The following is a 14,712-nucleotide window of genomic DNA, read 5'->3' on the forward strand; positions in this document are numbered from 1 at the left end:
ATGCAGGCCCATGTCCGGGACCGTCTGGTGCCCTGGCCCGACCGCGCCCGCCCGCGCCCGGTGCACTACAACTGTTGGGAGGCGGTCTATTTCAAGCATGACCTCGCAGTCCTGTCGGACATGGCCGCCCGCGCCGCCCGGGTCGGGGCCGAGCGCTTTGTCCTCGACGATGGCTGGTTCGGCCGCCGCGATGACGACACGACCTCGCTTGGTGACTGGATCGTTGATCGCAAGAAGTGGCCCCAAGGCCTGACGCCGCTGATTGACGCCGCAAAAGCGCAGGGCATGACCTTCGGCCTTTGGGTCGAGCCGGAAATGGTCAATGAAAACAGCGACCTGTACCGGGCGCACCCGGACTGGATCCTGGGAGCCGCCAGTCAGGTCACCGGACGGCATCAGCTGGTTCTGGATCTGGGCCGGATCGAGGTGCGCGATTACCTCTTCGACAGGCTCTCTGCCCTGCTGACCGAATATGACATCGACTACGTCAAATGGGATCACAACCGGCTGCTGCCGGTGTTGGATGCCGCGCAAGGCAGGGGCATTCTGGACCTTCTCTCCCGCTTGCGGGCTGCCCATCCGAGGGTCGAAATCGAAAGCTGCGCTTCAGGCGGCGGGCGGATCGACTATGGCATTCTGGCCCAGACCTGCCGGGTGTGGCTGTCGGACTGCATTGACGCGGTAGAGCGGCTCAGGATGCAGCAGACGGCAGCCTTGTTCCTGCCATCGGCCGTCACCGGCAGCCATGTCGGCGCGTTCAAGTCGCACACCACAGGCCGCAGCCTGCCCATCGCCTTCCGCGCCTGGACCGCGGCGCAGCGGCATATGGGCTTCGAGATGGACCTGCGGGCAATCTCTGCGCAAGACGAGGCCGTGCTGACGCAGGTCACGGCCTGGTACAAGGCCAACCGCGAATGGATGATGGCCGGGGCGATCCATCTTCTGGACTGCGATGACCCGGCGGTGACGGCCGAGATTCAGATCGCTGCCGACGGCCACCGTTTTGTCACCTTCGTCGGACAAGCCGAGATGTCGCGCCAGATTCTGCCCAAGCCGCTGCGCCTGACGGGACTGGAGCCGGATGCGTTTTACCGCGTCACCCTGCGCAACCCCGAGGACAAGGCGCCGCAATCGCGCGGGGCGACGGCGCTCAAGACCGGACCTTTGACCCTGTCAGGCCAAAGCCTGATGAGCAAAGGCCTTATGCTGCCCATCGGCTGGCCCGCGACGATGTGGGTCATCGAGGGGACCCGACTTTGACAACTGCGAACAGGGGCGCCTGCGTCCGAACCGAAAACCTAACCTGAGGAAATCCCATGGCAAAACCTGTTGTCACCTTCATCGGTGCAGGCTCCAGCGTCTTCACCAAGAACATCGCGGGCGACATTCTAAGCCGCCCGGCGCTGGCCAATGCCGAAATCCGGCTGATGGACATCAACCCCGAACGGCTTGGCGAATCCGAGATCATCGTCGGCAAGATGGCCGCGACCCTGGGCGGTAAGGCCTCGGTCAAGACCTACACCAACCAACGCCAAGCCCTTGATGGCACTGACTTTGTGGTGTGCTGCTTTCAGGTCGGCGGCTATGATCCCTGCACGATCACCGACTTTGAAATCCCCAAGAAGTTCGGCCTGCGCCAGACCATTGCCGACACGTTGGGCATTGGCGGCATCATGCGCGGCATCCGCACGGTTCCGGCCCTGTGGAGCATCTGCGAGGACATGATGCAGGTCGCGCCCAATGCGATCATGATGCAGTATGTGAACCCGATGGCGATCAACACCTGGTCGATTGCGGCGAAATATCCCAAAATCCGCCAAGTTGGCCTTTGCCACTCGGTTCAGGGCACCGCGTTCGAACTGGCCCGCGATCTGGACATTCCGGTCGAGGAGATCCGCTACCGCGCCGGTGGCATCAACCACATGGCCTTCTACATGACCTTCGAACATCGTCAGGCGGATGGGTCCTACAAGAACCTTTACCCCGACCTGATCAAGGGCTACCGCGAAGGCCGTTTCCCCAAACCCAGCCACTGGAACCCGCGCTGCCCCAACAAGGTGCGCTATGAGATGCTGACCCGGCTGGGGTATTTCGTGACCGAAAGCAGCGAGCATTTTGCGGAATACACGCCCTGGTTCATCAAGCGCGATCGGCCTGATCTGATTGAGAAATTCGGCATTCCGCTGGACGAATACCCCAAGCGTTGCATCGAGCAGATCGCCCGCTGGAAGAAAGAAGCGGCGTCCTTGAAAGAGGCCAATACGGTCGAGGTCAAGGAAAGCCACGAATATGCCAGCCAGATCGTGAACTCGGTCGTCACCGGAGAGCCTTCGGTGATCTATGGCAACCACGGCAACCGCGGCTACATTCCGCAATTGCCCGAGGGTTGTGCGGTGGAAGTGCCGACGCTGGTCGACCACATGGGCCTGCAACCCACTGTTGTGCATGACATTCCGCCGCAACTGATTGCCCTGATGCGGACCAACATCAACGTGCAGGACCTGACGGTGCAAGCTTTGCTGACCGAGAACCCCGAGCATATCTACCACGCCGCCATGCTGGACCCCCACACCGGGGCGGAACTGGACCTGCAGCAGATCTGGGACTTGACCCATGACCTTTTGGTGGCGCATGGCGACTGGCTGCCGGAATGGGCACGGGTAAGGTCCGCGAAAGTGGCCTGAGGGCACAAGCGGAGGTTTCACACCCCCGCACCCCCGTGGGATATTTGCGCAAGTATGAAAGGCGCAAGATTTTATATAAATTACAAGGAGTTGCCTATGCTGCCGAAGTCTATCGTCATCGTTGGGGGTGGGACTGCGGGGTGGCTGGCGGCCATGATGTTGTCGGATGTCGCGGCCCGCAAGGGCTGGGGCAGCCGGGTGACGGTGGTGGAAAGCTCCAAGATCGGGACGATTGGGGTGGGCGAGGGCTCGACGGCGGTGTTTCGGCAGATGCTGAAGCATTTCAAGTTGAGCGAGGAAGAGTTCCTGCGCGACACCGGGGCGACCATCAAATATGGCATCCGGCACCGCGATTGGCGGCGGGTGGGGCATTCCTATGATGGGCCAATTGATGACCCGGCGCTGGTCTCTCCGGGGGTGCCGTTGGACACTTATGCGGTGGCGGCGGGGCGATCGGTGGGGGAGGCGCATCTGTTCCAGCACCTTTTGAACAAGAACCGCGCGCCGGTGGCTTTGGCACAGGGCCGGGTCATTCCGGCCGGGCCCTATCATCACGCCTTCCACTTTGACCAGTCGTTGGCGGGGGCTTGGCTGCGCAAAAAGTCGAAGGGAATCAATGTTATCGATGATCAGGTCACCGGGGTCGAGACCGGCGGGGCCGGGATTTCGGCGCTGGTTCTGGAGAGTGGCGCGCGGGTGGAGGGGGACTTTTTCCTCGACTGCACCGGCTTTCGGAGGCAGGTGATCTCCCAGTTGGGCGGCGCATGGATCAGCTATAATGGCATGTTGCCGGTCAATCGGGCGATGCCGTTTTGGGTGGATCTGAAGCCGGGTGAGGAGATTGCGCCTTGCACCACGGCCTGGGCCCAGAAGAACGGCTGGATCTGGCAGATCCCGACGCAGGATCGCTATGGGATGGGCTATGTGTATTCGGATGCCCATACCACCCCGGAGGAGGCGAAACGCGAGGTGGAGGCGGCCTTGGGGCATACGATAAGTCCCCGGAATGACATCAAAATTCTGTCTGGACGGCAGAAGGAGGCCTGGGTTGGCAACTGCGTGGCTTTGGGGCTGTCGTCGAGTTTTCTGGAGCCATTGGAGGCGACCTCGATCCACGGCACGATCGTGCAGTTGCTGATGCTGTCAGACTGGTTGGCGGACCCTGCGGGGCGGGGGAAGTATAATGCGGCTGTGGCGCGGCAAGTGGATGATTTCAGGGACTTTATCCGGTTTCACTATGTGACCGAGCGGCGGGATTCGGCGTTTTGGCAGGATGTGGCGGCATCGCACCCGGACTTTGTGCGCGACAGGCTGGCGTTGTGGCAGACACGACTGCCCGAAGCAGGCGATTTCGAGCCCTTTCCGCTGGGGCTGCCGCATTTGCAGGGGCAGCTTTATATCCCTGTTCTGAATGGGTTAGGGCATTTGAGCCAAGGCGCGGCGCGCGACGTCATGGCCAAGAACCCAGCCTTGCGGGACAAGGCGCGGGCGGTGCATGGCGGGTTGGTGGCGGAGTATTCCAAGGCGGCGGCGCAGTGCCTGCCGCATCGGGCCTGGCTGCAGTCTTTGGCGGCGTGACGGAAACGTTAACCGGGGCAGCGCGCAGCGTTGCGAATCGGGGCGGATTTCAAAGGTTAACTTGGCAAATCAGGGGGTTAGGGCCGTATGTTTTGCGTATGTTTTCCGTGTGTTTTGCGTCGTTCTTTTGTAGGTACAGACCGCCCCGAGGGGGGTGGTTAACGCAACGTTCGGTGGGGCGGGCGCGGCGGGGTTGACCCCGCCCTCCTCAGTTGGACTCCAGTCTGGTGGCGCGGAATTCGAGGGGGGAGAGCCTTCGGTGTTTGCGGAAGGCTTTGGCGAGGTAGTTGGCGTCGTTGAAGCCGGTGGCGGCGGCGATTTCGGAGATTTTCAGTTCGGTGGCCAGAAGCAGGCGTTCGATGCGTTCGAGGCGGCGGGTCAGCACGTAATCGGAGGGCGGCAGGCCAAGGGCTGTGGTGAATTGGCGGACGAAGTGGGCGCGGGAGAGGTTGGCGATGGCGGCGAGACGGTCCACGGGGAGGGGGGCAGCGAGGTTGGCTTCGATGAAGTCGGTCACGCGGGTCAGGGGGGCGGGGAGGGGTTTGTCGGCGGGTCTTGTGGCGAAGGCGGCGTCGTGCAGGGCTGACAGGGCGGTGTAGGCGGCGGTAGAGGCCTCTCCGGGGGTGAGTTTGGCGGTGATGAGGGCGTGGACGGATGCTGCGAGGCGGTCTGTTTGTTGGGCGTCAGGGGTAAGGACGGGGCCTGCGGCATCAAGGATTTCACGGGCGAGGCGCAGCGCCTCGCGCCCGTGGAGGACGGCCCAGAAATATTCCCAATGGCCGCCGCGGTCGAGCCAGTAGCGGTGGGCGTGCGGCATGGTCACCAGCATGGTTTGACCCGGTGTCAGGCGGTAGTGGGTGCCTGCGTAGTCAAGGCGGCCCTCGCCCACCGTGGTGTGCTGGATCACGAGGAAAGGGGAGGTGCCGCGCTTGAGACCGTCCCACGCGTAGATTTCGTTCTTGCGCTGTTCGTATCCGGCGGAAGCGGCCATGCAGTGCAGGGGGGCGGGCTCTTTCGGGCGGGGCAGGTGGCGGATGTCGTGGCCGTGGGAGAGCAGGTTTGACAGCATGAAATTACCCATGAAGGCACAAGATTTCTCTATATCGGTTTGGCATCGGGGGCTAGAAATTTCGGCAGGAACAGCGGGCCTTCGGGTCGCAGGGGAGGATTGCATGGCGTTCAAGATCACCATCATCGGGGCGGGCTCTGTCGGGTTCACCAAGAAGCTGTGTCAGGACATTCTGAAGGTGCCGGAGTTCGAGGATATCGAGATAGCACTCACCGACATCAACGCGCATAATCTGGACATGATCGCGCAGATCATTCGGCGGATTGTGTCGGTGAACGGGCTGAAGACGCGGGTGACGGCGACGACGGATCGCAGGCGCGCGCTGGAGGGGGCGCGCTATGTGATGAATGTGGTGCGGATCGGGGGCTTGGAGGCCTTTGCGACGGATATCTCGATCCCGCTGAAGTATGGGGTGGATCAGTGCGTGGGAGATACGATCTGCGCGGGGGGCATCCTTTATGCGCAGCGCGGCATCAACGCCATGCTGGAATTCTGCAAGGATATCCGGGAGGTGTGTGAGCCGGGGGCCTTGCTTTTGAACTATGCCAACCCGATGGCGATGATGACTTGGGCGGCGATTGATCATGGCAAGGTCAATACGGTGGGGCTGTGCCACGGGGTGCAGAACGGGCACCGGCAGATCAGCCGCGCCTTGGGGGTGCCGATGGCGGAGGTGGATATCATCTGTTCCGGCATCAACCACCAGACATGGTATCTGGATATTCGGCACAATGGGCGGAAGGTGAGCCGCGAGGAACTGACGCAGGCGTTTGAGGCGCATCCGGTGTTTTCCAAGCAGGAGAAGGTGCGGATTGATGTGTTGAAACGCTTCGGGTTCTACTCGACCGAGAGCAACGGGCATCTGAGCGAGTATCTGCCGTGGTACAGGAAGCGCCCGGAGCAGATCATGGACTGGATCAGCATGGATGAGTGGATCCATGGCGAGACGGGGGGGTATCTGCGCTATTCCACGGAAAACCGGAACTGGTTCGAAGAGGACTTCCCGAAGTTTCTGGACGAGGCGGGTGGGCTGTTGTCGGACTATGTGCGGACGGATGAGCATGCCTCGCACATCCTTGAGGGGCTGGAGACCGGGCGGACCTATCGCGGGCATTTCAATGTGAAGAATGGCGGGGTGATCAAGAACTTGCCCGAAGATTGCATCATTGAAAGCCCGGGCTTTGTCGATCGGTTTGGCATCAACATGGTGGAGGGGGTGGTGTTGCCGGACGCCTGTGCGGCGACCTGCATGGCGTCTGTCAACGTGCAGCGGATGGGGATGAAGGCGGCGGTCACCGGGGATGTGGAACTGCTGAAGCAGTCGGTGCTGCATGACCCCTTGGTGGGGGCGATCTGCACGCCGGAAGAGGTCTGGCAGATGGTGGACGAGATGCTGGTGGCGCAGGCGGCCTGGCTGCCGCAGTATGCCCATGCGATCCCGGAGGCCAAGAAGCGGTTGGAGAACCCCAAGGTCAAGACGCGGGACTGGAAGGGCGCGGCGCGGCTGGATGTGCGCTCGGTCGAGGTGCTGCGCGAGGCTTCGGCCAAGAAGAAGGCCGCCGAAGGGCATGGACTGGGCACCAAGGTGATGGGCTGAGGCCTGCGGCGCGGGGGCGTGCCGCCGCCGGAAGCGGGGGGCCAGCCCCCCGCACCCCCCGGGTCCGGGTCAGGACGGCACATGACGCGGCTGTGGCTGGCCGCCGGAGAGGTTTCACACCTCTCCGGACCTCTCCGTGGAGTATTTGGCAAGGAGCAAGAGCAAGGGCAGGGGGTGTGCCAGAGCCCGTCGCGTGGGCTGGCCCGCAGGGCAAATCATGGATCGAGCGGGCCGGGGGCTTGGCCTGTCTGAGGGTGCAACGGGAGGAGGGACGCGGGGGAGGGTGGTTGTCCTGCGGGTTTGAACGGGCGGCACGTCGGAGCGGGGGTCGTCCCTGGGTCGGGAGGACAGGGCATTGGGGTGAGGCTTTGGCGTTTGCCGCACTTTCAGGCTTGAATGCTATACATGCTTATTATATGTGAGGCTTATGGAAACCCGATCCCTTGGCCTGTTGTTGCATGATGCCGCGCGTGCGGTGCGCAAGCGTTTTGAAGCGCGGGCGGCGGCGTATGATTTGACCTCGGCCCAGTGGCGGATGCTGATCCGGGTCTGCAAGACCGAGGGCGGCGCGCCGCAATCGCATTTTGCGGACTTGCTGGAAATCGAGCCCATCTCTGTCTCGCGTCTGTTGGACCGGATGGAGGCGATGGGCTGGGTCACGCGCGGGCATGACCCGAGGGATCGCCGCGTCCGTCTGGTGTTTCCGACGCCCAAGGCCTTGGACGCCTTTGAAAACTTCAAACCCGTTGCCGACGAGGTCTATGCCGAGGCGCTGGTCGGGATCACCCCCGAGCAGCACGCCCAGCTTTTGCTGGCTTTGGGAACCATTGTCACCAATCTCGCCAAGGCCGAGGAGATCGGCCAGAAAGACACCCCATGAACGCGCAATCCCAACCCAAGACGGCCGCTGACATGATGGGAGGCGGCGATGTGGTGGTCAAGGCCAAGCCGAAGAACCGCCGCCGCCTGCTGATGATCTCGCTGCCGGTGCTGATCGTGCTGGGGGCCGGGGTCTATTGGGTGAACGGCGGGCGCTTCGAATCGACCGACAACGCCTATTTCCATCAGGCGCGCATCTCGATCGCGTCGGATCTGTCGGGGCGGCTGGTGGCGGTGAATGTGACGGATGGCCAGGTGGTCAAGAAGGACGCGGTGATGTTCACCGTCGATCCCGAGCCCTACAAGCTGGCGCTGGCGCAGGCCAATATCGCGGTCGATGCGGCGCGGCTGCAGGTGGAGCAGTTGAAGGGCGCCTATCAGGCGGCCTTGGCGCAAGAGAAGATCGCCGAGGATGATGCGGCCTATCAGGCCGATCAGTTTGCCAAGCAGCAGGCCCTGTCGGCCAAGGGTGTCGGCACCGGGTCTGACCTGGATGACGCCCGCAACAACGCCCGCCGGGCGCAGGAAACCGCGGCCGTGGCCAAGGTGTCGGTCGCCAACGCGCTGATTTCGCTGGGCGGCGATGCCGAGGTGGCGACGGACAACCATCCCGCGGTGCAGGCGGCCTTGGCGCAGCGCGATCAGGCGGCCTACAAGCTGTCGCTGACCGAGGTGAAGGCCCCGGCCGATGGCATGGTCTATCAGGCGACCTCGTTCAAGCCGGGCCAGTTCCTGACGGCGGGGGTGGCGCTGTTCGCCTTTCTGCCGACCGGCGAGACCTGGGTCGAGGCGAATTTCAAGGAAACCCAGCTGACCCATATCACGGCGGGCGAGCCGGCCGAGGTGGTGTTCGATGTGGCGCCTTCGGTCAAGTTCGCCTGCAAGGTGGATGCGATTGGCGCCGGCACCGGATCGGAATTTTCGTTGCTTCCGGCGCAGAATGCGACGGGCAACTGGGTCAAGGTCACGCAGCGGGTTCCGGTGCGGGTGATTTGCGACAGGTTCGGCGACAACGTGGTGTCGGGGATGAGCGCCTCGGTCTCGGTTGACACCGCGATGACCCGGTCGTGGAGCGATCTGGTGCCGCCGATCCTGACGGGCAAGTGAGATGAACGCGCAAGCCCCCACCCCGTTCGGGCCGAACGGGGAATATCCCAACCGCGGGCTGATCACCGTGATGATCATGCTGGCGACGATCATGCAGGTGCTGGACACCACGATTGCCAATGTGGCCTTGCCCTCGATGACGGGGGATCTTGGCGCAAGTCAGGACACCATCACCTGGGTGCTGACCAGCTATATCGTGGCGGCGGCCATCATGACCCCGGTCACCGGCTGGCTGGCCGACCGGATCGGCAAGCGCGAGCTGTTTCTGGTGTCGATCGTCGGATTTGTCGCCGCCTCGCTGATGTGCGGGATTGCGTGGAACCTGCAGGCGATGGTGCTGTTCCGTCTGGTGCAGGGCATCTTCGGGGCGGCCATCGTGCCGTTGAGCCAGACCTTCCTTCTGGACATCAACCCGCGGGAGAAGGCCGGATCGGCCATGGCGATGTGGGGGGCCGGCATCATGGTGGGCCCGATCATCGGGCCGACCCTGGGGGGCTGGCTGACCGAAAGCTACAACTGGCGCTGGGTGTTCCTGATCAACCTGCCGGTGGGCATCGTGGCGGTTCTGGGCTGCGTGGCCTATCTGCCAAGGTCGATCATCCGCCAGCGCCGCTTTGATTTCTTCGGCTTTGCCATGCTGTCGATGGGCATCGGCGCCTTGCAGATGATCCTGGACCGGGGGGGCGAGCTGGACTGGTTCGCCTCTGAGGAAATCTGGATCTACACCGCCTTGGCCGCCACCGGCTTCTGGGTCTTCGTGATACACATCAACGGCGCCGATCTGCCCTTCCTGGAACCCGGCATGTTCAGGGACCGCAACTTCCGCATCGGGCTGATCTTCATCTTCATCATCGGGATCATCCTTCTGGCCTCGCTGGCCCTGCTGCCGCCGATGCTGAGCCGGATCTTCGGCTATCCGGTGATCACGACGGGTCTGGTGATGGGGCCGCGCGGGGTGGGGACGATGATCTCGATGATCCTGGTGGGCAAGCTGGTGCGCACGGTGGACAACCGGCTGCTGGTGATCCTGGGGCTTTTGATGACGGCGGCTTCGTTGTGGTTCATGACCGATTTCTCGCCGCAGATGGGGTCCGGTCCAGTGATCTGGACCGGCGTGCTGCAGGGGCTGGGGTTGGGGCTGGTGTTTGTGCCACTGTCGACCATCGCCTTTTCCACCATCGACGCGAAATACCGCGCCGATGCCACCAGCCTGTTCTCGCTGGTGCGCAACATCGGGTCTTCGATCGGGATTTCCATCGTGTCGGTGATGCTGACGCGGAACATCCAGACCAACCATGTCGAGCTTGGCGCGGCGATCAACCCGTTCAACCCGGTGCTGCAACAGGTCTCGCCGGCGGCGGTGGCCGGAAATATCACGGCCTTGAGCCAGCTGGACGGGTTGGTGAACATTCAGGCCTCGATGATCGCCTATATCGACGACTTCAAGCTGATGATGATCGTGACCTTGGCGGCGATTCCGCTGGCGATGATCCTGTCCAAGCCCAAGATGATGGCGCAGCGCGGCGCGCCGATCGCCGCGCACGCCGACTGAGGGCGGTCTGCTGGGCCAAGGCTGGGAGGGCTGCCTGCCCTCCCAGACCCTCCCGGGGATATTTGCAGAAGGCGAAGGGCAAGGGCAGCACTTGCCTTTGATCCATTGCTCCTTGTCCAAATACTCCCGCCGGAGGCACGTCCGAGCCGGTTGGCGCTTGCGCCAGAGGCGAGATAAAAATCTTGCGCGTCAGCGCTCTATTGGGTCACAGGTGGTCGCGCGGGAAGCTTTGGTGCCAGTCGCGGCGGAACAGGGCTGTGCCGTTTTCAGTCACCTCCAGCCAGGTCGTCAGGTGAAACTGCGTGGCATCGCAGGTCATCCGCGTGCCGCTGGCGTGGCCGGCCACGACGTCGGCGCGGTGCAGGGTGACCTTGTAGCCGCATTCGGTGGCGGCCGAGAGCGGGTCGTTGCCGGTAATCTCGAACCGGGCGAAGCCTTCGGAGGTGACGCGCTGGGCGATGTCGGTCATCTCGCAGTCATAGGTCCAGCGCGGGAAATCGACGGTGGTGCGGCCGCTGAGCAGGTCCTGCGTGATCTTGCGCGGGCTTTTCGGCGGGGTCGGGTGCCAGATCACCGGGGTGTTGGGCGCGGCTTCGGGCGGGTCGAAGGGGCGCAGGGTGGCGTCCCCGGGGTGCGGCGGGCGGTGCGGCAGGGTCAGGGCGCAGGACGCCAGATCCAGCGTCAGCGTCGCCAGAACCGGCGAGGGCCAGGCGATGGGCCAATAGGTGGTCGAGACCGACAGCGCGATCCGGTTGCCGGGCGCGAAGCTGTGGGCGATGTCGTCCAGCGCGACCTCGGCTGTGGTCCATTCCCCCGGCACCAGCGCCACCGGCCGTTCGTGGCTGAAGCGGTGGGTCAGGTTCAACAGGCCCAGGCTGACGCGGGTGGCGGCCCCGTCTGGCGTCACCTCGGACAGCCGCACGGCCACCAGCGCCTGGGGTTGGTCGCTTTTGAAGCGCAGCGTCAGGCGCGGTGCGCCGAGGATTTCGAAAGTCTGGTCAAGGGGTTGGCTGTGCCAGACGCAGGAGCCTCCGTCATCTTCGCGCTGGTCGCCCGGCCAGTCCGCCTCTTCGCCATAGCGGCCGATCTCACCCGCGCCGCGTCCGACCCAAAGGGGCGAGCAGATCGTCGCCTCGCCCGGGCTGGGATTTGGGCCAAGCGTCGGGCCCGGGTGCAGGATGCGCGGCGTGATGCGGGGCGAGGGCCAATGTGCCTCGCCGACCCAGCGCCCGCTGCGGGTGGTGTAGCAGGTTTGCGGCGGCGCCGGGTCCTGCATCCAGACGCGCAGCATGGGTTCGTCCATGATTCCGGTGGGCCGGCCCTTGCACCAATGGTCCAGCCAGCGCAGGCATTCCTGCAGCCAGCCGATGGCGGGGCCAACGGTCACGTCGTGGGGGAAGCTGTGCGCCCAGGGGCCGATCAGGCCGAGGCGGGGGCAGGTGAGGCCGGCCAACAGGCGGGGGACCGCCTCGGAGTAGTTGTCGGCCCAACCGGAGACGGCATAGACCGGCACCTTGATCGCCGAGAAGTCTTGGCAGATCGAGCCTTGCTGCCAATAGGCGTCGCGGCGTTGGTGGGCCATCCAGATATGCGACCAGGGCGCGTTGGCTTCGATGCGGTCGAGCCACATCTGCCGCCACTGTGGGCCCACGATCTCGGGGTCGGGCGGCAGGTCGTTTTGCGCCATCATGGTGGCGGACCAATCGACGTTGTCTTTCGACAGGCAGCCGCCGATGTAGTGGACATCCGTGGCGTAGCGGTCGTCGGTGGAGCCGAGGGTGATCACCGTCCTCAGTGCGGGCGGTTGCAGGGCGGCGATCTGCAAGCCGTTGAAACCGCCCCAGGAAATCCCGATCATCGAGACTTGGCCGTCGCACCAGTCTTGTGCTGCGATCCAGGCAATCGCATCGACGCCGTCTTGCTGTTCCGTACGGGTATATTCGTCGGTCAGGAGGCCTTCGCTGTCGCCCATGCCCCTGATGTCGAGCCTTATGCAGGCGTAGCCGTGGCCTGCGATATACATGTGCAGGCCTTGGTCGCGGGTGCGGGTGCCGTCGCGTTTGCGGTAGGGCAGGTATTCCAGCACGGCGGGGACCGGGCCTGCGCCCGCGGGCAGCCAGGCTTTGGCCGACAGGATCGTGCCATCGGGCAGGGGGATGGGCAGGCTTTCGATGACGCTGACCGGGACGGGGAAGTTGCTGCGTTCGGTCATGGCGGGCCTATGTGGGGCAGGAGGAAATCAAGGCAGGCTTGCCGGGCCAGATTTGCCGGCATCGAGGGCGGGTCGATGCAGTGTTGCAGCGACAGGCCATCAACAAGGCTGATGAAGCTGCGGGCCAAGGCGGTGGCGCCCGTTCTGCCCGGCGCAAGGCGTTCGGCGATGATCTGGGCCACCATGGCGCTGTAATTGGCATATTGGCGGCGATGCTCTGCCGTCAGCTCGGGCGAGTTGGCGATGGCGCCCCACATGGTCAGCCACAGGTTCAGGGCGGGCCGGTTGAAGAACTGCGGGGCAAAGAGCGTGTCGAGCAGGGCGTCAAGGCGCGCGGCGCCGGGTGCCAGCGAGTCCGGGCTGGGCAGGACCTGCGCGTAAAGATGGGCGTAGGTGGCGGCCAGAAGGCCGGACATGCCACCGAAATGGTGGGTGATCAGCCCGCGCGACACGCCAGCCCGTCTGGAGACCTGATCGACGGTGAAGGCCGCGATGCCGCCCTCGGCCATGGCCGCGACCGCCGCTTCGATCAACGCGGTGCGGCGATCGGCGGCGGTCAGGCGGGTGAAGCGGGGGGCGGGCTTGGGCATGTGGTCAGAGGTAGCCGCGGTCTGCGAGGTTGCGCATCAGGGCGGCGGTGCCGAAGGTCCAGGGCGGCGCCTCGGTCGAGAGGCGGATGGTGTTGGAAAGCTGGCCCAAGGCGGGGGTGGCGATGGTGACGACGTCGCCCAAGTGGTGGGTGAAGCCTTGGCCGGGGCCGTCGCGGTCCTGGATGGGGGAGAACATGGTGCCGCAGTAAAGGAAGAAGCCATCGGGATATTGGTGATGTTTGCCAATGGTTTGTGCCACAAGATCGGCCGGGTCCCGGCTGATTTCGGCCATGGAGGAGCGGCCTTCGAGGGTGAAGCCATCGGTGCCGCGAACGGTGAGGGTCAGGGTCAGGCTGCGCACATCGTCCAGCGAAAAACTCTCGTCAAACAGGCGGACCATGGGGCCTATGGCCGCAGAGGCGTTGTTGTCCTTGGCCTTGCCGAGAAGAAGCGCCGAGCGGCCCTCGACATCGCGCAGGTTGACGTCATTGCCAAGGGTGGCGCCGCGGATTTCGCCCATGGAGTTCACCGCCAGCACGACCTCGGGTTCGGGGTTGTTCCATTTCGAGATCGGATGCAGGCCGATGGAGGCGCCTTGGCCGACCGAGGCCATCGGCGGGGCCTTGGTGAAAACCTCGGCATCGGGGCCGATGCCCACCTCAAGATACTGCGACCAGAGGCCCTCGGCGATCAGGAGGCGCTTGACCTCTGCCGCTTCGGGCGAGCCGGGGCGCAGGTTGCGCAGGCTGGTGCCGATCGTCTCGGCGATGCGGGCGCGGATGGCGGCAGCGCGGGAGGCGTCGCCGGCGGCGCGTTCCTCGATCACGCGTTCGATCATCGAGCGGGCGAAGGTGACGCCGCAGGCCTTGATCGCCTGCAGATCGGCGGGGGAGAGGAGGCGGGTGTCGTGGGCGCCGGGTTCGGTCAGGGCAGAAAGCCCGGCCAAGGGTCCGATTTCACGGGCTTCTACCGAAGCCAGATGGCCCGCGATGTCGGGAAGCTCCAGAAGATCGCGCATCGTGGGCACGGCCTTGGAGGTGATGTCATAGAGCGTGTCGCCGCGCAGATGGGCGAGGGCAGGGCCGATGCCCTTGAGCCAGACTCGGGTGACGTAGGTTCCTGTGGGGGTCATGGGGCGCTCCTGTGTTGCGGGCAGGCTAGGGGGAGGGGCGCGCGGGGGGAAGGGGGAATGCGCGTCGGCCTTGGGGCGAATGGCGGGCGTTGTGTGGGGTAAGGGTTTGATCTGGCGCGGTTTTGGGCCGCAGGCTGTGCGGGGTTTGGCCGAAGGTTTTACGACAGGCCCTTGGAACGGCAGGGCGCGCGGGCTTGGCGTTGAGGCAGGATCCGAATCGGGGCGGTGGTCTGCTGCATCAAGGCCGGGAGGGCCGCCTGCCCTCCCGGACCCACCCGGGGATATTTGTACAAGTATGAAAGGGGGCAGAGA

Annotated in this window: 11 protein-coding genes; 7 read left to right on the plus strand and 4 right to left on the minus strand. The window is 64.2% G+C overall.

Annotated features, from left to right (window positions below):
* The 3 genes from AC1Y2B_RS22125 to AC1Y2B_RS22135 all read left to right on the plus strand — a co-directional run.
* Positions 1–1,260 (plus strand): alpha-galactosidase (locus AC1Y2B_RS22125; RefSeq protein WP_482255301.1); only part of this gene is annotated, 1,260 nt, incomplete at its 5' end.
* A 56-nt stretch (positions 1,261–1,316) separates the two neighbouring features.
* Positions 1,317–2,684, plus strand: coding sequence for an alpha-galactosidase (gene melA / locus AC1Y2B_RS22130; RefSeq protein ID WP_482255302.1), 1,368 nt, complete (start codon positions 1,317–1,319; stop codon positions 2,682–2,684).
* A gap of 96 nt (positions 2,685–2,780) precedes the next feature.
* On the plus strand, positions 2,781–4,262 hold the full coding sequence (locus AC1Y2B_RS22135; protein WP_482255303.1) for a tryptophan halogenase family protein: 1,482 nt from the start codon (positions 2,781–2,783) through the stop codon (positions 4,260–4,262).
* Between the two features lie 208 nt (positions 4,263–4,470).
* On the opposite strand, the gene AC1Y2B_RS22140 is transcribed toward AC1Y2B_RS22135, so the two are convergent.
* Positions 4,471–5,331 (minus strand): AraC family transcriptional regulator, encoded by an 861-nt coding sequence (locus tag AC1Y2B_RS22140; protein ID WP_482255304.1) that lies wholly within the window; start codon positions 5,329–5,331, stop codon positions 4,471–4,473.
* Between the two features lie 103 nt (positions 5,332–5,434).
* Here AC1Y2B_RS22140 and melA (AC1Y2B_RS22145) point away from each other — a divergent pair, with 103 nt between their 5' ends.
* The 4 genes from melA (AC1Y2B_RS22145) to AC1Y2B_RS22160 all read left to right on the plus strand — a co-directional run bounded on the left by melA (AC1Y2B_RS22145) (position 5,435) and on the right by AC1Y2B_RS22160 (position 10,466).
* On the plus strand, positions 5,435–6,928 hold the full coding sequence (gene melA, locus AC1Y2B_RS22145; RefSeq protein WP_482255305.1) for an alpha-galactosidase: 1,494 nt from the start codon (positions 5,435–5,437) through the stop codon (positions 6,926–6,928).
* A 427-nt stretch (positions 6,929–7,355) separates the two neighbouring features.
* Positions 7,356–7,808: a MarR family winged helix-turn-helix transcriptional regulator gene (locus AC1Y2B_RS22150; RefSeq protein ID WP_482255306.1), complete on the plus strand. Its 453-nt coding sequence runs from the start codon at positions 7,356–7,358 to the stop codon at positions 7,806–7,808.
* A complete protein-coding gene (locus AC1Y2B_RS22155; RefSeq protein ID WP_482255307.1) occupies positions 7,805–8,914 on the plus strand; it encodes an HlyD family secretion protein in 1,110 nt (369 codons plus the stop codon). The genes AC1Y2B_RS22150 and AC1Y2B_RS22155 overlap by 4 nt, the downstream gene beginning before the upstream one ends.
* Position 8,915: 1 nt before the next feature.
* Complete coding sequence (locus AC1Y2B_RS22160; protein WP_482255308.1) at positions 8,916–10,466, plus strand: DHA2 family efflux MFS transporter permease subunit; 1,551 nt, start codon at positions 8,916–8,918, stop codon at positions 10,464–10,466.
* 205 nt (positions 10,467–10,671) lie between these two features.
* On the opposite strand, the gene AC1Y2B_RS22165 is transcribed toward AC1Y2B_RS22160, so the two are convergent.
* From AC1Y2B_RS22165 to AC1Y2B_RS22175, 3 genes are read right to left on the minus strand one after another with little or no spacing between them, the layout of a single operon-like run.
* A complete protein-coding gene (locus AC1Y2B_RS22165; RefSeq protein ID WP_482255309.1) occupies positions 10,672–12,678 on the minus strand; it encodes a CocE/NonD family hydrolase in 2,007 nt (668 codons plus the stop codon).
* The gene (locus tag AC1Y2B_RS22170) at positions 12,675–13,268 is read right to left on the minus strand and encodes a TetR family transcriptional regulator C-terminal domain-containing protein (protein ID WP_482255310.1); all 594 of its coding nucleotides are present in this window, start codon (positions 13,266–13,268) and stop codon (positions 12,675–12,677) included. The genes AC1Y2B_RS22165 and AC1Y2B_RS22170 overlap by 4 nt, the downstream gene beginning before the upstream one ends.
* Before the next feature lie 4 nt (positions 13,269–13,272).
* Positions 13,273–14,400, minus strand: coding sequence for a fumarylacetoacetate hydrolase family protein (locus AC1Y2B_RS22175; RefSeq protein WP_482255311.1), 1,128 nt, complete (start codon positions 14,398–14,400; stop codon positions 13,273–13,275).
* Positions 14,401–14,712 lie beyond the last annotated feature (312 nt).

This window comes from Stagnihabitans sp., from assembly GCF_964946895.1.